The organism is Streptomyces sp. NPDC000941 (assembly GCF_053599555.1).
Genome location: NZ_JBSFMM010000205.1, coordinates 1 through 19994, shown reverse-complemented (window position 1 = coordinate 19994; position 19994 = coordinate 1). Strand labels below are relative to the sequence as shown.

General features: G+C 72.6%; 23 protein-coding genes. 9 read left to right on the top strand and 14 right to left on the bottom strand.

The annotated features are described in order from the left end of the window. Positions 1–285: DUF4232 domain-containing protein (locus ACWDSL_RS42040; RefSeq protein ID WP_450493516.1), on the top strand; the 285-nt coding region annotated here is incomplete at its 5' end. A gap of 183 nt (positions 286–468) precedes the next feature. Here ACWDSL_RS42040 and ACWDSL_RS42035 read toward each other — a convergent pair. From ACWDSL_RS42035 to ACWDSL_RS42015, 5 genes are all read right to left on the bottom strand, one after another. Further along, on the bottom strand, positions 469–939 hold the full coding sequence (locus tag ACWDSL_RS42035; protein ID WP_450493515.1) for a hypothetical protein: 471 nt from the start codon (positions 937–939) through the stop codon (positions 469–471). 73 nt (positions 940–1012) lie between these two features. Beyond that, positions 1013–1138, bottom strand: a complete 126-nt coding sequence (locus ACWDSL_RS42030; RefSeq protein WP_450493513.1) for a hypothetical protein — start codon at positions 1136–1138, stop codon at positions 1013–1015. A 122-nt stretch (positions 1139–1260) separates the two neighbouring features. After that, positions 1261–1464 carry a hypothetical protein gene (locus ACWDSL_RS42025; protein ID WP_450493511.1) on the bottom strand — a complete coding sequence of 68 codons (204 nt, stop codon included), beginning with the start codon at positions 1462–1464 and terminating at the stop codon, positions 1261–1263. After that, the gene (locus ACWDSL_RS42020) at positions 1461–1646 is read right to left on the bottom strand and encodes a hypothetical protein (RefSeq protein WP_450493510.1); all 186 of its coding nucleotides are present in this window, start codon (positions 1644–1646) and stop codon (positions 1461–1463) included. The genes ACWDSL_RS42025 and ACWDSL_RS42020 overlap by 4 nt, the downstream gene beginning before the upstream one ends. Beyond that, entirely contained in the window at positions 1643–2068 is a 426-nt protein-coding gene (locus ACWDSL_RS42015) for a hypothetical protein (RefSeq protein ID WP_450493508.1), read from the bottom strand. Before ACWDSL_RS42015 ends, ACWDSL_RS42020 begins: the two co-directional genes overlap by 4 nt. A gap of 179 nt (positions 2069–2247) precedes the next feature. Here ACWDSL_RS42015 and ACWDSL_RS42010 point away from each other — a divergent pair, with 179 nt between their 5' ends. The 3 genes from ACWDSL_RS42010 (at position 2248) to ACWDSL_RS42000 (ending at position 4701) form a co-directional block, all read left to right on the top strand. Then, complete coding sequence (locus ACWDSL_RS42010) at positions 2248–3450, top strand: helix-turn-helix domain-containing protein (protein ID WP_450493506.1); 1203 nt, start codon at positions 2248–2250, stop codon at positions 3448–3450. A gap of 37 nt (positions 3451–3487) precedes the next feature. Further along, entirely contained in the window at positions 3488–4204 is a 717-nt protein-coding gene (ribD, locus tag ACWDSL_RS42005) for a bifunctional diaminohydroxyphosphoribosylaminopyrimidine deaminase/5-amino-6-(5-phosphoribosylamino)uracil reductase RibD (RefSeq protein ID WP_450493505.1), read from the top strand. An 86-nt stretch (positions 4205–4290) separates the two neighbouring features. Then, the gene (locus tag ACWDSL_RS42000; protein ID WP_450493503.1) at positions 4291–4701 is read left to right on the top strand and encodes a hypothetical protein; all 411 of its coding nucleotides are present in this window, start codon (positions 4291–4293) and stop codon (positions 4699–4701) included. Positions 4702–4800: 99 nt separating this feature from the next. Here ACWDSL_RS42000 and ACWDSL_RS41995 read toward each other — a convergent pair whose 3' ends face one another. Next, entirely contained in the window at positions 4801–5985 is a 1185-nt protein-coding gene (locus ACWDSL_RS41995) for a thiolase family protein (protein ID WP_450493518.1), read from the bottom strand. Positions 5986–6271: 286 nt separating this feature from the next. Here ACWDSL_RS41995 and ACWDSL_RS41990 point away from each other — a divergent pair, with 286 nt between their 5' ends. Continuing rightward, positions 6272–6658, top strand: a complete 387-nt coding sequence (locus ACWDSL_RS41990) for a luciferase domain-containing protein (RefSeq protein ID WP_450493501.1) — start codon at positions 6272–6274, stop codon at positions 6656–6658. Positions 6659–6701: 43 nt separating this feature from the next. Here the strand turns inward: ACWDSL_RS41990 and ACWDSL_RS41985 are convergent, their stop codons facing one another. The 4 genes from ACWDSL_RS41985 to ACWDSL_RS41970 all read right to left on the bottom strand — a co-directional run bounded on the left by ACWDSL_RS41985 (position 6702) and on the right by ACWDSL_RS41970 (position 9631). Beyond that, complete coding sequence (locus tag ACWDSL_RS41985; RefSeq protein WP_450493500.1) at positions 6702–7838, bottom strand: SPFH domain-containing protein; 1137 nt, start codon at positions 7836–7838, stop codon at positions 6702–6704. 10 nt (positions 7839–7848) lie between these two features. Then, the gene (locus ACWDSL_RS41980) at positions 7849–8100 is read right to left on the bottom strand and encodes a hypothetical protein (RefSeq protein ID WP_450493499.1); all 252 of its coding nucleotides are present in this window, start codon (positions 8098–8100) and stop codon (positions 7849–7851) included. A 99-nt stretch (positions 8101–8199) separates the two neighbouring features. Beyond that, on the bottom strand, positions 8200–8946 hold the full coding sequence (locus ACWDSL_RS41975; RefSeq protein WP_450493498.1) for an alpha/beta hydrolase: 747 nt from the start codon (positions 8944–8946) through the stop codon (positions 8200–8202). A 124-nt stretch (positions 8947–9070) separates the two neighbouring features. Further along, positions 9071–9631, bottom strand: coding sequence for an NAD(P)H-dependent oxidoreductase (locus tag ACWDSL_RS41970; protein ID WP_450493496.1), 561 nt, complete (start codon positions 9629–9631; stop codon positions 9071–9073). A gap of 121 nt (positions 9632–9752) precedes the next feature. Here ACWDSL_RS41970 and ACWDSL_RS41965 point away from each other — a divergent pair, with 121 nt between their 5' ends. After that, positions 9753–10418, top strand: coding sequence for a TetR/AcrR family transcriptional regulator (locus ACWDSL_RS41965; RefSeq protein WP_450493494.1), 666 nt, complete (start codon positions 9753–9755; stop codon positions 10416–10418). A gap of 13 nt (positions 10419–10431) precedes the next feature. Here the strand turns inward: ACWDSL_RS41965 and ACWDSL_RS41960 are convergent, their stop codons facing one another. The 3 genes from ACWDSL_RS41960 to ACWDSL_RS41950 form a co-directional block, all read right to left on the bottom strand. Then, positions 10432–11631 (bottom strand): MFS transporter, encoded by a 1200-nt coding sequence (locus ACWDSL_RS41960; protein ID WP_450493492.1) that lies wholly within the window; start codon positions 11629–11631, stop codon positions 10432–10434. Continuing rightward, a complete protein-coding gene (locus ACWDSL_RS41955; protein WP_450493491.1) occupies positions 11628–12131 on the bottom strand; it encodes a methylated-DNA--[protein]-cysteine S-methyltransferase in 504 nt (167 codons plus the stop codon). The genes ACWDSL_RS41960 and ACWDSL_RS41955 overlap by 4 nt, the downstream gene beginning before the upstream one ends. Before the next feature lie 117 nt (positions 12132–12248). Next, positions 12249–13871, bottom strand: coding sequence for a DNA-3-methyladenine glycosylase 2 family protein (locus tag ACWDSL_RS41950; RefSeq protein ID WP_450493490.1), 1623 nt, complete (start codon positions 13869–13871; stop codon positions 12249–12251). A gap of 250 nt (positions 13872–14121) precedes the next feature. Between ACWDSL_RS41950 and ACWDSL_RS41945 the strand changes: the two genes are divergently transcribed. Continuing rightward, entirely contained in the window at positions 14122–15468 is a 1347-nt protein-coding gene (locus ACWDSL_RS41945) for a diacylglycerol/lipid kinase family protein (protein WP_450493488.1), read from the top strand. A gap of 62 nt (positions 15469–15530) precedes the next feature. Here the strand turns inward: ACWDSL_RS41945 and ACWDSL_RS41940 are convergent, their stop codons facing one another. After that, entirely contained in the window at positions 15531–16001 is a 471-nt protein-coding gene (locus ACWDSL_RS41940; protein ID WP_450493487.1) for an SgcJ/EcaC family oxidoreductase, read from the bottom strand. 42 nt (positions 16002–16043) lie between these two features. On the opposite strand from ACWDSL_RS41940, the gene ACWDSL_RS41935 reads away from it, so the two are divergent. After that, complete coding sequence (locus ACWDSL_RS41935) at positions 16044–16628, top strand: MarR family winged helix-turn-helix transcriptional regulator (RefSeq protein ID WP_450493517.1); 585 nt, start codon at positions 16044–16046, stop codon at positions 16626–16628. Positions 16629–16720: 92 nt separating this feature from the next. Beyond that, positions 16721–19994, top strand: a 3274-nt coding sequence (locus ACWDSL_RS41930) for an ATP-binding protein (RefSeq protein WP_450493485.1), incomplete at its 3' end; no start/stop codon positions are given.

Below are 19994 nucleotides of genomic sequence, written 5' to 3'. Positions count from 1 at the left end.
ATCCTGAAGTTCGGCGAGGACGCCCAGGCCGCCACCCCGGTGTACGAGGACAGCAAGCCGCAGGCCGTGGTCACCCTCGCCCCCGGCGAGACCGCGTACGCGGGCATCCGTACCTCCTCCGCCGACGGCTCGGGCCAGAACGGCTACAAGGTCACCTCCCTGGAGGTCTACCTCGAAGGCTCCGACGACTCCAAGTCCGTCGAACTCCCCGGCGGCTCCGTCTACATCGACGACACCGCCCAGGTCACCTACTGGCAGAGCGACCTGACCAACGCCCTCGACTGAAGCACCCAGCCGATAGGCCAGCCGACTCGCTCAGCCCACTCGGTCAGCTGACGACCGGCCGACCAACTCGGCCCACAGACCCGGGGAGCCGACTCCCCCCGGCTTCCCGCCCCGATGGCCCCCGCCCCCGCGGGGGCCATCGGCGTTCCGGGCGAGGCATCAGGTGGGATCTTCCGGCGGTGGCTAGGGGAGTATGGGGCAGGGGATGGTCGGGCGGGCCCGGTTCGCGCTGCAGGCGACCACCTGCACCGAGGCGAATCCGGTGCCGCGCAGATACCAGCCGCCGATGACGTCTCCGCCCCAGCTGAGCCGGTCTTCGGCGGCGGCGAAGCGTTCGGCCTGTCGGGTGGGGTTCTTGTCGTGGTCGGTCATGAAGGTGGGTGTCAGTTGGGTGACCTGGTCTCGGTACCAGGCTGAGGCTTTCTGCGGTTCCTGGAAGGTGGCTTTGATCGTTCTGGCTGGGCGCAGCAGCCAGTGCGGTACCTCCAGGGGTGGTACGTCGCTTGCCATGAAGGCGGGGCTGGCGGTCGCGATCTGCTTCCACTCCTGGGGCGTGATGTCGTGGACGACGAGATGGGGCGGCCGACGCGCGGACTCACTGTCGTAGGTTCGGCGTTCTCCGGTCCAGCGGTAGCAGTGCCAGTGATCGGGCATGGAGGGCTCCGGTGTGGTGGGGAGCGGCCCCGCCCTGCGGCGGGGGCGGTCTGAGGACGGGGCCGCGGTCTGGCTAGTGCGCGTACTGGCGTCCGTCGTCGGAGTCGCCGGGCGTCTGGCCGCCGGATGTTGGGGTGTCGGTGTCGGGCATGGTGTCGCCGTCGTCCGGGTCGTGACGGGCGGCGTGCTGTAATCGCACTGGGCCTCCTGTGAGTTGGGGTGTCCCCCGCGCGGTTGCGCGGTCCTCGTCCCGGCCACTGGCCTGCAAGCGGGAGGCCGGGGCGAGGGGTCTGTGGGGTGGGCCACCAGCGGCCCACCGGTCTATGTGGCGTCCGCCTTGTGGCAGTCGCAGCCACAGCGGACGGTGAGGATGAGCGCGCCAACGGTCGCGGGCGGTATGGGTGCCGCGCGTACCTCGCCGGGCCCTTTGCAGAAGGCGTGGATCTCGTCGGGCGTGGTGTTGGGCTCGGCGGTGTACAGCGCGCAGTACGGGGACATCTGCCGGGCGCCGACGGGGACGGTCACCTCGTCTGCCTCTCCCGCTGCAGGGTGACGAGCACCGTGTAGAGGTCGGCGTCGGGGTGCGGCTGTCGGCGATTGCACTCCGGGCACAGGTGCCGCAGACAGCCGGGCCCGGAAGCGGCTGGGCGGAGCACGGTGATCGGTTCGCGGGTGGGCTTGTCGCAGCGATAGCAGCATTCGGTCACCGGGTGGCCCCTTCCCGTGGGCCGAGCGCCGCGCTGGTGGCGATCTTCAGCGCGGCGAGGAGAGCCGTCGGCTCGGTGAAGTACCGGCCGCACCGGACCGGCACGCGCCAGTGCACGCCGGGCCCGGTCGTGCGGGCCACTGGTGGCACCTCGATATAGGCGGTCGCCCCCCATACCTGGACGGAGGGCAGCAGGCTCATGTCCCATGCGGCGGCGGCGCCCGGTTCGATCAGCCAGTACAGCACCCCGTCGATCGGATTCTCGATGACCGCGCCTGTGGCTCCGCCGAGCGAATCCAGGGCCGGTCTGCCGATGAAGCGCGAGACGCGTACGACGTCCCACGCTCGGCCAGCGGACTGCAACTGTGCGCTACGGCCGCTCGGCGGCGTCCATGGGACGGGGATGGGCTGAGTGAACGTCATGAAGATGCCTCCGGCGGAGCGTCTCTCCCAGTGCATCCAGACAACCCTTACGCCCTTGCCGCCGTACCGGGCGCATGCATCAGGCGCTGCGCGTATGCAGAGCCTGCATACGCCTGCGACCGGGCCGCTACTGTGGGTATTCCTTGTCGAGCAACGTTCACCTCGGACCGGGACCGGATATGGCGCAGTCAGCAAACCACCGCAGTGCAGGTGAGGCCATCGCAGCCGCCCGCCGCAGGCGTGGGTGGACCCAACGGCAACTGGCCGACATGTGCGGGTACAGCCAGAGCACCATCAGCCGGTTAGAGCGCGGTCGTCAGTCCGCCCGCGACGTCGATGTGCTTGCCCTCGTCGCTGACCGGCTCGGGATGGATCCTTCTGAAGTCGGACTGGCCGGGGGCACCACGCACAACGCTGATGTAAACCGTCGCGACTTCCTGGGCGCGGCGGTTGTTCTCGGCATACTTCCCACCCCGGCCGGCTCCACGACTCGCCGCCCGATCAATCCAGCCGTCGTTGGCCACCTCCGCCAGCTCCGTGCCACGCTGGTGCAGTCAGACGGGCTCTACGGACCGCACGCCGCCATCAGCGCCGTCCACGACCACCTCACCGTCATCGAGCAGCAGCTGCTCCCCGCAGCCTCCGGTGCCCTCCGCCGCAGCATCCTCGAGACTGCCTCCGAGTGGGCAGAGTTCGCCGGATGGCTGTACGAGGACCTGGGCCACCCCGACCAGGGCCTCTGGTGGTCCGACCGTGCCATGGAATGGGCGCAGGAGGCCGACGATCCCGTGCTCCAGGCGTTCATCCTGATGCGCAAATCCCAGCAGTCCGTCAGTCTGATGCAGCAGCAGCGGGCGGTTGGTTTGGCGGCGGCTGCGCTACATGTCCGCGGCGATGTGCCCGCACGTATCCGCGCCTCGGCCCATCTCCAGGAGGCGCATGGCCATGCGCTCGTCGGCGACGAGGTCGATGCCTTGCGCGCGCTCGACGCCGCTGACGCACTCGTCGGCGGAGACGATGCATTGACCGATCAGCTTGGGGGGTACTGCAACTCTTCCTACGCCGAGGCTCAGCGGGCGACTTGCTACCTTCGCCTGGGTAAACCGGCCGACGCCCTGAGCGCCTACCAGCGGGCCCTCCATAGCTGGCCTGACACCTACCAACGCGAGCGCGGGCTCCATTTGGCACGTCTCGCCAACGCTCACGCCGCCAACCGTTCCCCCGATGCGGCTTGCGCCACCGCCATGGAAGCCCTGGAGATCACGCGCGAGACGGAGTCACGTCGCACCACCACAGAGCTGCGTCGGGTCGTTACCGGCCTCGCGCCCTGGCGGACCACCGCGATGGTCAAGAGCCTCACCGAAGCAATCGCCACCGTCTGACCTAGGCTCACCGGCATAAGCCTCCGGAAAGGGACCCATGAACATCAGCGAGTTGGTCGGCGCCGACGAATGGACCACCGTCGAGGGCCGCCCCTACGTCGTCTACAAGTACGCGGCCACGCTGGACGGACGGATCGCCGCAGCGGATTCCACCAGCCAGTGGATCACCAGCGCAGAGTCCCGGGCCGAGGTCCATGCCCTGCGCGCGGCCTGCCAGGCCACTGTGGTGGGCTCCGGTACGCAGCAGGCCGACAATCCGCACCTCGCTGTGCGTTCGGCGGTGGACGACCCCAGGCTGAAGGTGGCAGTACCGGTCGACGAGCAGCCGTGGCGGGTCATCGTCGACAGCAACGCGCGCACGCCCGCAGGCGCCCGCGTGCTCGACGACGCCGCGCCCACGATCATCGCCGTGGCCGAGGACGCGGACGCCACGCACCTGGACGGGGTCGCGACCGTCATCCGGCTTCCAAGGGCGAAGGAGGGCCTGGATCTCGATGCGCTGCTGCGCGAGTTGTCCTCCCGTGGTGTGCGCGGGATGTTCCTCGAAGGCGGGCCCACGCTCGCCGCTTCCTTCGTCTCGGCAGGATTGGTCGACCGCGTCATCGCCTATATCGCGCCCGCGCTCCTCGGCCGCGGTAAGAGCGCGCTCCAGGGCGGCACCATCGAGACCGTGGAAGACATCTTGCGGTGCGAGTTGCTGGACGTCGCGCGATCAGGCCCTGACATCCGGCTGATCGCACGCCCGCGGCGGTGAAGCCACGGACGGCGTGCCCCGGGCCGGGGCCGATGTCCGCTGTAGCATCCGGAGCCCGCTGACCGCATGACGAGGTGAATGCGACGATGGCGACGATCGCCGTGACCGGACACATGGACATCAGCGAGGACTCGGTGCCGCTGGTGCGCGAGGAACTGGCCAGGGTCCTCGCCGCGTACGACCCCTCCACCCTCGTTGGCGTGTCGTGCATCGCGCGGGGCAGCGACAGCCTGTTCGCGGATGCGGTCCTGGCCGTGGGCGGGCGGCTGGACGCGGCGGACGAGGTGCTGGTGATGCCGCATGCTACGGCGAACTGCGAGGCGTACGAAGCGGCGAACGCCGTACTGCTGGAGCGGGCGGACCGTCTTGTGGCCGTGTGGAACGGGCAGCCGCCGACCGGCAAGGGCGGCGGCATGGCGGATGTGGTGTACGAGGCGCGTGAGGCGGACCTGCCCGTGGACGTCGTATGGCCGGACGGGGCGTCCCGCCAGGCGTGACGAAGGCCCCCGGACGGAAGCCGACGGCGAGCAACACCGGAGAGGACACGGGGAGCACAGCACAGCGGGCGAGCCCCCGACCGAACGACCTACAACGACCTACCCGATGGCTTCGAGCACCGTCGCGTTCGCGAGCCCGCCCGCCCCGCACATGGTCTGCAGCGCATACCGCGCGCCGCGCTCGCGCATGGCGCCGACCAGGGTGGTCATCAGCCGGGCGCCGCTGGCGCCGAGGGGGTGGCCGAGGGCGATGGCGCCGCCGTTGACGTTGACCTTGGCGGGGTCGGCGCCCGTCTCCTGTTGCCAGGCCAGGACCACGCTGGCGAATGCCTCGTTGACCTCGAACAGGTCGATGTCCGCGAGGTCGAGCCCGGCGCGGCGCAGCACCTTCTCCGTGGCGGGGATGACGCCGGTGAGCATCAGCAAGGGATCCGAGCCGGTGACGGCGAAGCTGTGGAGCCGGGCCTTGGGGCGGAGGCCGAGGCGGGCCGCGGTTTCGCTGGTGGTGATGAGGAGCGCGGCGGCGCCGTCGTTGACCGGGCTGCTGTTGCCCGCCGTCACCGACCACTGGATCTGCGGAAACCGCTCGGCGAACCCGGGGTCGGCGAAGGCCGGCCGCAGTCCGGCCAGGACCTCGGGCGTGGTGGCGGGCCGGATGGACTCGTCCGTGTCCACCGTGCGCCCGTCAGCCGTCAGGGGCGCGAGTTCGGCGGCGAACCGGCCCTCGGCGGTCGCGCGGGCCGCCTTCTGGTGGGACGCGGTGGCGAACTCGTCCATCTGGTCGCGCGTCAGGGACCACTTGGCGGCGATCAGTTCGGCGCTGATCCCCTGGGGCACCAGCCCCTCGGGGTAGCGGGCCGCGATCCCCGGCCCGAACGGATCGACGCCCTCCGGCACGTTCGACCACATGGGCACCCGGCTCATGGACTCCACCCCACAGGCCACCACCAGGTCATACGCCCCGGAGATCACCCCCTGCGCGGCGAAGTGCACGGCCTGCTGCGAGGACCCGCACTGCCGGTCCACGGTGGTAGCCGGGACCGTATCGGGGAAACCGGCGGAGAGCCATGCGTACCGGGTGAGGTTCATGGCCTGCTCGCCCACCTGGTCGACGCAGCCGCCGATGACGTCGTCGACCAGGGCCGGGTCCACCCCGCTCCGCTCGACGAGGGCGCCCAGCGTATGCGCCAGCAGCTCCACCGGATGCACCCCGGCGAGCGCGCCGCCGGGCTTGCCCTTGCCGATGGGGGTGCGGACGGCTTCGACGATGACGGCGTCGCGCATGGCGATCGCCTCCTCTTTCAGCGAGGACAGGTAAGTTTGTTTTTCCAACGCTCCTTGCTACTGCAGAGTAGCAAGGAGGTCGCGGCGTCACAACCCTCGTCCTCCGTGGAGTGCTGTCCGAGTCGCCCTGCTGGTATCACTTATTGCATCAACCCCCGAAACGCGCGCTTGCTGGTCATCTGCAGTGCGCTCTCGGCCGTGCGAGCCCAATCGGCTTGTCACATCGGATGGTTACGGTCAGGCAACGCGAGGGTGAGCCCCCGGGAAACCGGGGGAGGATGTATCCGTGAGCGTGGCGCATCGGGCCATGGAGCGACTGCGGGACTGGCCGGACCTCGACGTGGGCCCGGCCTGTTGTGGCATGGGCAGTGCGGTGCGGACGGCGGAGTGCGAGATTGTGCACTTCCACTCCGGCCGGGACGCTGACCTGCACCTTACCGAACCGGCCATCCGGCACCTGGCCGTCCACCTGGGGCGGTCGACGGCGATCCGGCTGGTGCCGGACTCGCAGTGGGTGACCGTGCACCTGGACAACGAGCGGGACGCGGATGTGCTGCTGTGCCTGGTCAGCGTCGCGCTGAGGGAGCATGCGCGATGTGCGGGGGCCGCGCCGCACCGGTGCAACCTCAACCGGGTGACGTTCCCGGACCGGCGGGACTACCAGATGTGCTGACGTACGGCGGCCGGACGACACGTAGCCGTCCGGCCATCCGCCCTCAGCGGATCTCGATCTTGCCGCCCTCAGCCCCGCCGCTCTTCTCCGCATCACCCTCCGGCGACCCCAGGTTGCGCCGTACCGAGTCCAGGATCGTCAGGCCCTGCCCGACCAGGCCCGCCGCGATCTCGCCCAGTCCGTCGGCGCCGTTGAGGACGTTGACATTGGCTCCGGAGAGCCCGGAGGCGGCCTCCTTGACGATCTGCGGCAGTTGGTCGATGAGCATGCGGTCCAGTGCCACCCGGCCGTGCGAGGCCGCGGCTTCGGCCTGGATGCGCATCCGCTCCGCCTCGGCCAGCGCAAGCACCCGGATCCGCTCGGCCTCGGCTTCGGCGGGCTTGACGATCTCGGCTACGAGCTGCTGCTGGCGCAGGTCGGCCGCGCGCTGGGCCAGTTCGGTCCGGGCGGCGAGCACCTCTTGCTGTGCGTGGGCCTCCGCCAGCGGTCCGGCCTGCGCGGACTCGGCCTGGACGCGGTCCACCTCCGCCGAGTACTCGGCCTGGACCACGGCGGTCTGCCGGGCGTATTCGGCCTGCTTCCGGGCGGCGGCCTGCTCCGCCTCGGCCGCGGCCTGTGCGGCCTGGGCCTGGGCGATCTGGGCCTGGCGCTGGATGGCGGCCTTGTGCGGGGCCGACATCGCCGCGATGTAGCCGGTGTCGCCGTCGTCGATGGACTGGATCTGCAGCGAGTCCACGGTCAGACCGATCTTCGCCATCTCGGTCTTGGAGGTGTCCAGGACCTCGGTGGCGAGTTTCTGCCGCTCGGTGATGATCTCCTCGACGGTCATCGAGCCGATGATGGCGCGCAGATGCCCGGCGAAGATCCGGCCGGTCAGTATGGACATCTGGTCCTGGTCGGAGAGGAATCGCTGGCCCGCGTTGACGATGCTCTCGGTGTCATTGCCGACCTTGAAGGCGATCACGGCGCGGACCGTCAGCACGATGCCCTGTTTGGTGACACACCTCTCGGCGACCTCCGCCTCGCACATCGCCAGGGTGAGGAACCGGGTCTTGCGGAAGACCGGGAGTACGAACTTGCCGTGCCCGGTCACCACACGGAACGGCGCACCCCCCTGGCCCCGCCTGCCACCGGATATGAGCATCGCCTCGTCGGGGGCGGGAACGCGGTAACCGAACATTTTCGTCTCCTCAGCCTGCGTTGCCGGCCTCGCCGGCCAACGCGTTCAACGGATCAGCCCACTCGACGACATCGACCTGGCGCGTACCGCGGCAGTCGATCACGAGCACGGACGCCCCCTCGGGCAAGGGCTCGTCGGACCAGGCGAGAAAGGTTTCGGAGCCGCCTCTGATCCGTACCAGGACCTCGCCGGGGCCCGTGGGGCCGCGCGTGCCGACGACCAGCACACCCGTGCAGCCGCGTACGGCATCGTCCGTCGCCATGGATGGCCACGCCCCCCTCGTCCTGCTGATGTCGAGGCTCGGACACTACGCCCGTGGCGTCAACGCCACCGACTGGGGTCGTATCGAGGTTGTTGAAGTTCAGGCCCGCGCCAGGTCGGTGTGGTCCGGGTCGTGCGGCCGGGTGCACAGATCCACGAGGCGGGCGCGGTGTTCCGGGTGGTCCGAGAGCCAGCGGCCGAGCTGGTGGTCGGCGCCGTCCAGGACCACCTTGGAGAACCGGGATTTCGTACGGAGTGCCTGCTCGATCCCGGCCGTGACCTCGGGCGGGATGACCTCGTCGCGCTCGGGTACGACCAGGACGGAGCGGCCGGTGAAGGCGCCGAGCGCGTCGAAGACCGTGCTGGGGCGCCAGCTCTCGGGCCGGCGGATCAGCTCGGTGAAGCCGTCCCCGAACGGCACCGGCCACGCCTCGGGTCCGTACGCCGCCGGTGCGCACAGGCAGATCGCCTCGACCCGGCCGCCGAGGTGCGAGGTCAGATCGGCGACGGTCTGGCCGCTCATGCTGAAGCCGGCCAGCGCCAGCGGGCCGCCGTCGGGGGCGAACGCCTCGATGACGCCGAGCGCCTGACGGAACCTCCGCTCCAGGCTCAGCTCCGCCAGCTTTCCGGAGCTGTTTCCGTGTCCGGAGAAGTCGAACGCGAGGGAGGGGTGGCCCGCCGCGGCGAAGTCGCGGGCGAGCGGGACGCTCCGCTCCTTGCTGCCGATTCCGGCCCCGTGCATGATCACCACGCGGGCGGCGCGGCCGGTGGCGGATGAGGCGCGCTCGGCAGGCTCGAAGGAGGCGCAGCTCAGGGCTTCGCCGTCGGTGTGGTGGATGAATTCCACGGGTGCTCCCGCTGGTCGGATGCGGCGGCATCGTTGTCTCGGCGGCAGCGTAACGGCCCCGTAAGGCGAGCGGGCCCCGCCGACCGTGTTCGGTCGACGGGGCCCGCTGGGGCGAGTCGGGGGCTCAGGCCTTCGCGGCGCCGGCTTCCTTCGTCAGGCGAGTGAGCACGTCGGTCAGCTGGCCGGTGACCTCGGCGTCGTCCGACGGGTGCTGCTCGGCGAAGCGGGTCAGGGAGCCGGGGATGGAGAGCTTGATGTCCTCGACAACGGTGCCGCCGGCGATGCCCACGGACTTACGGGCGTCGTCGTGCGCCCACAGGCCGCCGTACTGGCCGAAGGCGGTGCCGACGACGGCCACCGGCTTGCCGGACATCGCGCCGGCGCCGTACGGGCGGGACAGCCAGTCGATCGCGTTCTTCAGGACGCCCGGCATGGTGCCGTTGTACTCGGGCGAGAAGAGCAGGAGGGCGTCGGCCTCGCCGGCTTCGGCGCGCAGCTTGGCGGCCGCGGCGGGTACGGACCCCTCGACGTCGATGTCCTCGTTGTAGAAGGGGATCTCGGCCAGGCCCTCGAAGATCGTGATCTCGACGCCCTCGGGGGCGATCTTCACGGCGGTCTCGGCGAGCTGGCGGTTGGTCGAGCCGGCACGGAGGCTGCCGACCAGGGCGAGGATGCGAACAGACATGAGTTCTCCAAGATCGATAGGCGCCCGCGGTGCGGACCTCACTAGTTGAAGGTTGTACCAGATAATCGGACCGCGGTCCACTTTAGCCTAAGCGGACCGCGGTCCGCTACGATGGCCCATCATGAACTCGTCAGCGCCGTCCCAGCCCCCTCCCCCTCCCACGTCGCCATCTGTGGACGTGGCCGGGCGGCCGCTGCTGCCCATGGCCGGCCAGGCGCCCCCGATGCGGGCCGACGCCGTACGCAACCGGGCCCGGCTGCTGGAGGCGGCTGTACGGCTGGTGGCCGAGCAGGGGGTGGAGAAGCTGACCATGGAGGCGGTCGCCTGCGCCGCGTCGGTCGGCAAGGGGACGGTCTTCCGGCGCTTCGGTGACCGCACCGGTCTGCTCCAGGCCCTGCTCGACCACTCCGAGCAGGCATACCAGCAGGCGTTTCTCACCGGCCCGCCCCCGCTGGGGCCCGGCGCCCCGGCCGCGGAGCGGCTGGCGGCGTTCGGGGTGACCACCCTCCGGCACATGTTCGCGTATCTCGACCTCTACCTGGCCGGGGATCCGCCCGCCGGCCGCCGCCTGGCCGTGGCCCCGCGCCAGGTCCGGCTCACCCACATCACCATGCTGCTGCGCGAGGCGCGGGCCGAGGGCGATGTGGAACTGCTGGCGGAGACGCTGATGGGCTACCTGGAGCCCGCGCTCATCCACCATCTGATCCGGCAGCGCGGTATGGCGCTGGAGCGGCTGGAGGCGGGCTGGTGCGATCTCGTCGCCCGTACGGTCGGGCCCGCCGGGTGAATGGCCTGGTGGCTCAGGCTTCTTGAGTGTCTACGGCCAGCATCAGCCACAGCCCGGGCAGGCCGGCCACCCCCGCCATGATCACCGCGGCCGCGGTCAGCTCGCCGCGCGCCAGGAGCGGGGCGGCGAGCACGGAGCCGAGCGGCGGCGTGCTCTGCATGAGCGTACGCAGCGCGGTGAAGGCCCGGCCGTGCAGCGCGGGCGGGATACGGCGCATCCGCAGCGACTGGGCCCATACGGTCATCGGCGCGCTCAGCGCGCCCACCGCGAAGTACCCGACGCCGACCACCAGGGCGCTGGGCGCCCCCAGTACGGCCAGGAAGGCCGGTCCGGCGGCAGCCTGGCACAGCCCGATCAGCCGCGGCGAAGCCCGTCCGGGCCGCCCGCGCCCGGTGGGCGCCGCGCCCACCACTTCCCCGGCCGCCAGCGCGGCGGTCAGCGCGCCGAGGGTCGAGGCCCCGCCGCCCAGCTGGTGCCTCGCCAGCCATGGGCCGACCACCAGCAGCAGCATCCCCTCGGCGATGTTGAAGAGCATGAAGGCCGCCGTCGTGGCCACGATGACCCGGTCACCGGCCACGCTCCTCAGGGACGGCTTCGCCCGCGCCGGGTTCCCGGTGCGCGCGGGCGGGGACAGCGGCTGCCGTACGGTCGCGGCCAGGGCCGCGAGGACGAGATACGAGGCGGCGTCGACGAGCAGCACGTCGGCCGCGCCGATCGCGCCGACCAGGACACCGGCCAGGGCCGGGCCGACGACGGTCGAGACGCTGAAGGCCAGCGACTCCAGTGCGTTCGCGGTGTCCAGGTTCTCGTCGTCGACGAGTTGCGGTATCGCCGCAGGGAAACCCGCCAACGGAACCATCTTGAGCAGCCCGTAGACCACCGCCACGACGAACGGCAGGGCGGCCGGCATGCCACCGAAGGCGGCCGTGAGCGGCACCGACGCCACGCACACCGCCCGGAACACGCTGTCGGCGATCAGCAGCGTCCGCTTGTCGTACCGGTCCAGCAGCAGCCCTGTCGCGGGCCCGCCGACCACGACGGGCGCGGTGAAGCAGACGCCCAGCAGCCCGAGCCGGCCGGCGCCGCCCTCATCGAGCACCAGCCACGCCAGGGCCAGGAACGTCATTCCGTCGCCCAGCAGCGACACGGTGGTGCCCAGCCACAGCCGGCCGAACCCGCCCGGCCGCACCAGGACCCGCGCGTACGCCCTCACCGGACACCGCTTTCGCTCTCGTGGGCGAGTAGCCATCGCTTGGCGTCCAGGCCGTAGTAGTAGTTGCCCAGGGTGCCGTCCGCCCGGCGTACGCGGTGGCAGGGCACGACCAGGGGCACCAGGTTGTACGCGCAGGCGGCGCCCGCCGCCCGCGCGGCGGCGGGGCTTCCCGCGCGGGCCGCCAGCTCCTGGTAGCTGATGGTGGCTCCGGGCCTCACCCGGCGCATTTCCCGCCAGGCCGCGAGCCGGAAGTCACTGCCGGAACAGACGACGGGGAGCGCGTCGAGCGCCGTCAACTCGCCGTCGAAATAGGCCGTCACGGCGGAGGTGTACGGCTCCACCGCCGCGCCGCCCAGGGCCGGTCGGTGCTTCTGCAGCGGCCGGGGGAGCTCGGCGAGGAGGACGGCGGGGTCCTCGGTGAACCCCGCGGCGAGGATGCCCTCCGGGGCGGTCACCAGGGTGAAGGGGCCGAGCGGGGTCGGCACCGTCGCGGCGTACATGGTCGTGTCCCGTTCTGCTGGTTGGTGTGAGGCATGGGGAGCCCGCACCCGGGCGTCGCGCGCGTCGGGCGCCGAGTCGGCAGGGCGGCCAGGTGGTGAGGTGGTGAGGAGGCGTGGTCAGGCGGTGTGGTCCGGCGGCGCGGACCACAGGTGCATGGCGGCGTACGAGCGCCACGGCCGCCAGCCACGGGCGCGCCGGGCCAGCTCCTCGGGGGCCGTTCGGCCGGCCGCTCGGCGGAGCCCCGGGTCCTCGGGGGAGAAGGCGTCGGGGTCTCCCAGCGCATGCGCCGCGATGCGCTGGACACCCCAGGGGTCGATCCCGGGCAGGGCGAGCAGCCGGGCCGTGGCCTCCTCCCGGTCCGCGTCCCGGCCCAGCCGCAGCGTCCCGCCGTCCACGGCGCGGGCCAGGGCCCGTACGGCGGCGGCCGGTTGGTCGCCGAGTCCGAGCGCGGTGAGGTCGGCGGCAGCGAGCGCGGCGGCGGAGGGAAACAGCCGGGTGGGTCCCGCCACCGGGGCCGGGGCGCCCCAGTCATGAACCGAGTCGGCCCGGGGCGATCGCGTCTTCTGGCCCGGTCCGCCCTCCCGGCCAGGGGGTGCCGCCTGTCCCGGTCCGGCCCCGGCCGCCGATCCGGCGTCCCCGGCCGGTCCGGCCCCGGCCGCCGGACCGACCGGCTCGCCGTAGCCAGCAGCCAGCCGTCCGCATAGCCGACGGGCCTCGTCCAGCGGGGCGTACTGCTCGACGACGACACGTACGGCGAGCTCGAACCCCTCCGCGCAGCCCGGCACCCGCAGGCCGGGCGCGGCCCGGACCAGGGGGCCGAGCAGCGGGTCCGGGCCCAGGGCGTCTGCGACGGCGGCGGGGTCGGCGTCCAGGTCGAGCAGGTCGCGGCAGCGCCGTACGGCGGCCGTGATGTCGCGGAGGTCGTCCAGGGACAGCCGCAGCCGCACCTCGGGGACCGGCTCGCGGCCGCCGGAGGTGGCGCTGTTCAGATCCAGCTCGGCGACCCCCGAGCCCCGAGGCAGGCGCAGCGTACGGCGGTAACGGTCGCCGTCGACCTCCTCCACGCCCGGGACCGCACGGTCGCGTAGCCACGTCACCAGGGCCGTGCCGTTCAGCGGGGGCCGGTATCGCAGCCGTAGCGCCAGCGGCCCGGACCGCTGGGCCCGCCGGTCGTCGTGCGGCGTCCGTGCTCCGCGCAGCTCGCTGGGCGAGCGCCCGAACGCGGTGCGGATGCCGTCGTTGAACTGCCGGACGCTGGAGTATCCGGCGGCGAGCGCCACATCCGCCAGGGGCAGGGCGCCTGCCTCGATGAGCAGCCGCGCGGTCTGGGCGCGGCGGTTCAGTGCCAGGGCGAGCGGTCCCACGCCCACCTCCGCGACCAGCTGCCGGTGCAGATGGCGCTCGCTCACCGCGAGCTGCCGCGCCACCCCGGCCACGCCCGCCTCGTCGACGGCCCCGCCGGCGATGAGCCGCAGCGCGCGGGCGACCAGGTCGCCCCGGACGTTCCACTCCGGCGACGAGGGTCCGGCCTCCGGGCGGCACCGTCGGCACGCCCGGAATCCCGCCGCCTCCGCCGCCGCCCCGACCCGGAAGAACCGGACGTTCTCCCGCTTCGGGGTGCGCGAGCCACACACCGGGCGGCAGTAGACGCCGGTCGAGGTGACCGCCACGTAGAAGGCGCCGTCGAACCGCGCGTCGCGGCTGGCCATGGCCCGGTAGCAGATGTCGAAATCGAGCACGCGGCCATTCTTCGCCGCCGGTCCGGGCGCTGTCTGGCGGTAATCGGACCAGGTGATGGGCCGGTTCGGTGAACCACATCCCACCGACTGCCCGTCCTCCAGGGTGACGCGGACATGCTCTTGGCGCGGGTGGGCACGAACGGCCCGCCGTACGGCCTAACATGACGCGCTGTCGAACGTGCCGAAGGTGCCCAGAGCGTCAAGAGGATCGAGAACGCCGTTGAGTGGTATGCCGGGCCGGGGACGGCCGATGGTGCTGGATCCCGACGAGGGGGCCCATGCCGCGCAGCGCTGGTCGGCACGGCTGTCCCTGGCCGCCGCCGCGCTGGGCGTACTGCTGCCGATGATCTTCGCCGGGACCGCCAGCCTGATCCTGTTGGTGGTCGGTCTCGGCGGTATGGCGGTGACCGCGGCCTCCGTCTGGTGGGTGCTGACCCGCCGCGGCCTGATCCGGATCGCGGCGGCCGTTCTGGCGGTGGCGGCGCCGCTGACCGTGATCGGGTTCTACGACGCGCGGAACCTGCTGTGGGTGGTCATGGTCGCCCTGGCGCTGTGGGGAGTGGCGGTCTGGGCGGGGCGGACCGCGATCCGCAGCACCGGTTATGGCGCCGTACCGGTGCCGGAGTACGAGACCCCCGCGCCGCGGAACCCCTTCCTGATCATGAACCCGCGCTCCGGCGGCGGAAAGGTCGGGCGGTTCGGGCTGAAGGAGAAGGCCGAACGGCTGGGCGCGCGCGTGGTGTTGCTCGATCCGGACCATCCGAAGGACGTGGCCGCCCTGGCCCGGGAGGCGGCGGACGCGGGCGCCGATCTGCTGGGTGTGGCGGGTGGCGACGGTACGCAGGCGCTGGTCGCGGCCGTCGCGGTGGAGCGCGGACTCCCCTTCCTGGTGATCTCCGCGGGCACCCGCAACCACTTCGCGCTGGACCTCGGCCTTGACCGCGAGGACCCGTCGACCTGTCTGGACGCGCTCACCGACGGCGTGGAACTCCGCGTCGACCTCGGCTACGCGAACGAGCATCCCTTCGTCAACAACGCGTCCTTCGGCGCGTACGCGGCGGTCGTCCAGAGCCCCGCCTACCGCGACGACAAGGTGCGCACCACCCTGGAGCTGCTGCCCGACCTGCTGACCCGCCAGCGCGGCCCCCGCATGATCGCGCAGGCCGACGGGGTCAAGATCCCCGCTCCCCAGGCCCTGCTGGTCAGCAACAACCCGTACCGCACCGGCGACGCGGCCGGGCTCGGCCGCCGCGAGCTGCTGAACTCCGGCACGCTCGGCGTCCTCGGCGTCAAGGTCGACAACGCCGCCCAGGCCGCCGGGCTGCTGCGCGGCCGGAAGGCCGCGGGCCTGACGGTGCGGACCGCCCAGGAGGTGCTGGTGGACGCCGACCGCGAGGAGATCGAGGTCGGCGTGGACGGCGAGGCGCTGATGGTCTCGGTCCCGGTGCGCTGCCGTATCGCGCCCGGCGCGCTGCGGGTACGGGTCCCCCGGGCCCGGCCCGGCGTCCCGGCGGTGAAGCCGCCCATGGACTGGCGGCGGCTGCGCAAGCTGGGCGCGGTGGTGGGGCGTACAGCGGTCGGCGGGCGCGGGTTCTGAGCGGGGCATGGGTTCTCAGCGTCCCGGCGCTCCGGCGCCCCGGCTGCCGTCGGGTCGCCGGCTCACCTCCCGCCGGGGCCGAACCGGTCGGCCAGCCAGTTGCTGAACGCCTCGACGCGCGGGCGGTGGCGGGTGTTGTGGAAGGCGCGGATCAGCCAGCGGCCGTCGGTGCCGCGCGTCATGACGTACGTCTGCACCGACATGGCCCGCGCGGAGGGCCTGGTCCGTTTGCCCTTGAGGACCGCGCCGCGCGAGTGGATCAGGGCGGTGTCGGGGGCGGGGAAGGTCAGGGAGTCGATCTCGGCGTAGAGCCGGGAGCCCTTCAGTACGCCCTCGAAGAGTCCGCGGTGTCCGTCGGCGATGCCGTCGCGGCCGGTCATGCGACCGCCGAAGAAGGTCACGTAGTCGGCGTCCTCGGTGAAGGTGTCGGCGAATGCCTCGGTGTCGCCCCAGGCCCGGCTGTTGGCCTCGAAGAGGGCGCGGACGGCGGCCGTGTCGGTGGTCGCGATGTCTTCGGTGGTGGCGGTGGTCATGGGTGTTCCTCCGGTGCTGATAAACTTGCTTGCGTGCATGCAATGTATGCGGGCGTGCATGAAGTTGGCAAGGGGGCGTGGGGCGACATGACGGAAGAGGGGCACGACACCATGGCCGACCAGGAACGCGACCGGGAACGCGACGAGGAACGAAACCAGGAACGCGCGTCGCTGCTCGGGGAGTTGGCGGGCGTCTACCGGAGTTATCTCACCGCCGTCGTACTGCACGGACAGGCGGCCGCCGACGCCCTGGGGCAGAACCCCACCGACCTGTACGCCCTGAACGCGCTGGAGCTCGCGGGCCCGCTCACCACCGGCGTTCTGGCCGAGCGGATCGGACTGTCGCAGAGCGCCACCACCCGCCTCGTCGACCGGCTGGAGCGGGCGGGCTGGGTCCGCCGCGGGCCCGACCCGGTGGACCGGCGGCGGGTCGTGGTGGCCGCCGTGCCCGTGCCGGAGGAGGCGGACGAGAAGGCGTTCGGGCCGGCCCGCCGCCGTATGGCCGAGGTCTTCGACGGCTTCGGTGACGACGAACTGCGGGTGCTGCGCCGCTACTTCGAACGGGCGGCGCCCGCCCTGCGCGCGGCGACCGCCGAGACGAAGGGACTGGAGCCGGTCGAGCCCTGACCGTACGGCGGACACGATCGTAGGGCGGCGACGGCCGTATCGCGGCGACAACTCGCTGACCGGCCAATGCGCCGACTGGCTAATCTGACCCGGTGACCACCGAGCTGACCCTGCTGTCGCGGATCTCGTGCCGCGGCCGCGAGATAACCGGGCCCCGGCTGCGCGGCCTGCTCGCGCTTCTCGCGGGTGAGCCGCGTACCGGCTGCGGCACCGCGCGGCTGGTGGACGGGCTCTGGCCGGAGGACCGACCGGAGGACCGGCCGGAGAACCCGACCAAGGCGCTCCAGATCCTGGTCTCCCGCGCCCGCTCCCAGCTGGGCGCCGATGTGATCGCCAGCACCCCCACCGGCTACCGCCTCGCCCTGCCCGAGGACCAGGTCGACAGCTCCGCCGTCCTGCTCAGCGCGGCCGCGAGCGCCCGGCACGCGCGCGCCGGCGACCACGCCGCCGCGCTCGCGCACGCCGAGGCCGGCCTCGCGCTGTGGGAGGGCGACCCGGGCGGCGAGGCCGACGGCGCGGTGCGGGGCGGCGCGGTGCGGGGCGCCGCGGCCGAGGACCCGGTGGCCGCCCTGCGCGCGGAGCGGGCCGCGACGTACCGGACGCTGGCGCGCGCCCGCGCGCTGGCCCTGTCCCGGCTCGGCCGCCGGGCCGAGGCGGCCGAGCCGCTGGACGGCCTGGCCCGCGAGCGGCCGCGGGACGAGGAGGTGCTGCTGGAGCTGTTGCGCTGCGAGGCGGCCACGCTCGGCCCGTCCGCGGCGCTGACCAGGTACGACACCTACCGCCGCGCGCTGCGCGACGAGCTCGGCACCGACCCAGGACCCGCGCTCCAGGCCGTCCACGAGGAACTGCTGCGCGGCGAGGCGCCGGTGGTGCGCCACGGCGTCCCGTACGAGCCCAATCTTTTGCTCGGCCGCGACGAGGACATCGCCGCGGTGGCGGAGCTGCTGCACGCCTCCCGGGTCGCCTCGGTCGTCGGCCCCGGCGGCCTGGGCAAGACGCGGCTGGCACACGCGGTGAGCCGACGGGCCGAGCGGCGCGCCGTGTACTTCGTCGGGCTCGCGGGCGTCACCTCCGACGAGGACGTGGTCAGGGAGGTCGCGTCGGTGCTCGGCGTCGGCGAGGCCCCGCCCGGCGCGGTCGGCGCGGTCGGCCATCTGGGCCTGCCGACGGACGTCCTCAGCGGCATCCTGGCCGCCCTCGGCCCCGGGCCCGTGCTGCTGGTGCTGGACAACTGCGAGCACGTCATCCGCGCCGCCGCCGAGCTGGTGCACCACCTGGTGTCCATGACGCAGGACCTGCGGGTGCTCACCACGAGCCGGGCGCCGCTCGGCCTGTCCTCCGAGGCCGTGTATCTGCTGCCGGAGCTGAGCCGGGCGACGACGGTCGAGCTGTTCGAGCAGCGGGCGCGGGCGGTACGGCCCGGCGCCGATCTGCCCGCCGACGCCGTCGAGGAGCTGTGCCGCCACCTGGACGGGCTGCCGCTGGCGGTGGAGCTGGCGGCCGCGCGGGTCCGGGTCATGTCGGTCGCGGAGATCGCCCGCCGCCTGGAGGACCGGTTCACCCTGCTGCGCGGCGGCGCGCGGGACGCGCCCAGCCGCCACCGTACGCTGCACGCCGTCGTCGACTGGAGCTGGAACCTGCTGGATCCGGCCGGACAGGCGGCGCTGCGGGCGCTGTCCGTCTTCCCGGGCGGATTCACGGCGGACGCCGCGTGCCACCTCCTGGGCGCCGAGGGAGAGGACGAGGGCGAGGAGGACGACGCCCTCGGGGTGCTCGCGGACCTGGCCGACCAGTCGCTGCTCAAGGTCGCCGACACCCCGGCGGGGGCGCGTTTCCGGATGCTGGAGACCGTACGGGAGTTCAGCACCGCCCACCGGGAGGCGGCCGGGGAGACCGACCGCGTGATCGGCCGTTTCCTCGCGTGGGCCCGCGACTTCGGTGTGGCGCACCACGACTCGCCCCATGAACGCGACTTCTTCGCGCCCCTCGACCGGATCCGGACCGAGCAGGACAACCTCGTCCACGCCCTGCGGTACGGGCTGGCCCGCGACGACGGCCCGGCGGTCGCGGCGACGTCCGCCGTACTCGCGTCCCTGTGGACGGTCGAGGGCAACTACACACGCGTCGCCGCACTGGCCGAGCAGAGCAGCCGGCTGCTGTCGCACTACCGACCCGAGCGGGGGTCCGACCCCGCGCTCATCGAGGTCACCCGGACCGCCACGGCGCTGTTCACCGCGAACACCTTCACCGTCGTCGGGCTGCGCGCCGGCCGCCCGCTGGTCACCCTGCGCCGGCTGCCGCCCGCCCCGCCCGACACCCTCACACGGGCCATCGCGACCGTGATGGCCGCCGCGCCCGAGGTGCTGGGGCCGGATCCCGCCCCGCTGCGCGCGCTGTGCGACAGCGACGAACCGCTGCTGGCGGTCGTCGCCAACTCCCTCGCGAGCTATGTCCTGGAGCGGCAGGGCGACGTGGACGGCGCGATCCGGGCGGCCGAGAGGATGCTGGACGCGTTCCGGGGCCGGGGCGCCGACTGGGTCGAGGTCCTGGCCCGCACCCGGATCAGCGAACTGTCCCTGCAGGCCGAACGGGGCGAGGAGGGCCGGCGCCATCTGCTCGCGGCGCTGACGCTGATGGAGGGGAGCATGCCGTGGGGGGACGTCACCGGCGTCAAGGCGGCCCTGATCCTCGCCAATCTGCAACTCGGCGCCGTCGACGAGGCGGAGCGATGGCTGCCGCTGACGCCGCCCGAACGGCAGGAGGAGACGCCCGAACGGCAGGCGGAGACGGGGACGGAGGAGGAGGCGGAGACGGTCGGCGCGTTCGCCTTCGGCCTCGGCATGCGGGCGGAGCTGCTGCTCGCGCGCGGCGAGGCCGAGGCCGGCTGCCGCGAGTGGCGGCGGGCCGTCGGGGCGTCGGAGGGCGGCGAGCGCGCGTTCTACCGCACCGATCCGCCCGGTCTGGAGCCCTGGACCCTGGAGATCGAGGCCGCCGCCGTGGTCGCCCACGCGCACTACGGCCGGCTCGACCTGATCGCGCAGGCCGTCCGCGTACTTCCCCACAAGCTGTGGACAATGCTCAGCCACCCCGTCGAGAAGCCCCCGGCCTATCTGATGGACCTCCCGGTGTGCGGCGCGCTGCTGCTGGCCCTGGCCATGGTGGAACTCGACCGCGCGGAGCGCACCGGGGACGCGGCGGCCCGTACGGCCGGCGCCCGGCTGATCGCCCTGGCGGAGCGGTTCCGCTTCCTGCGCGGCTTCCAGCCGACCATGGCCTCCGCCCGCGCTCGCCATGCGGCCGAACAGGCCGACAGGGCGGGGGTGGAGGGAGCGGGGGGGGCGGTAGCCCCCCAGGGGGCGGGCGCAA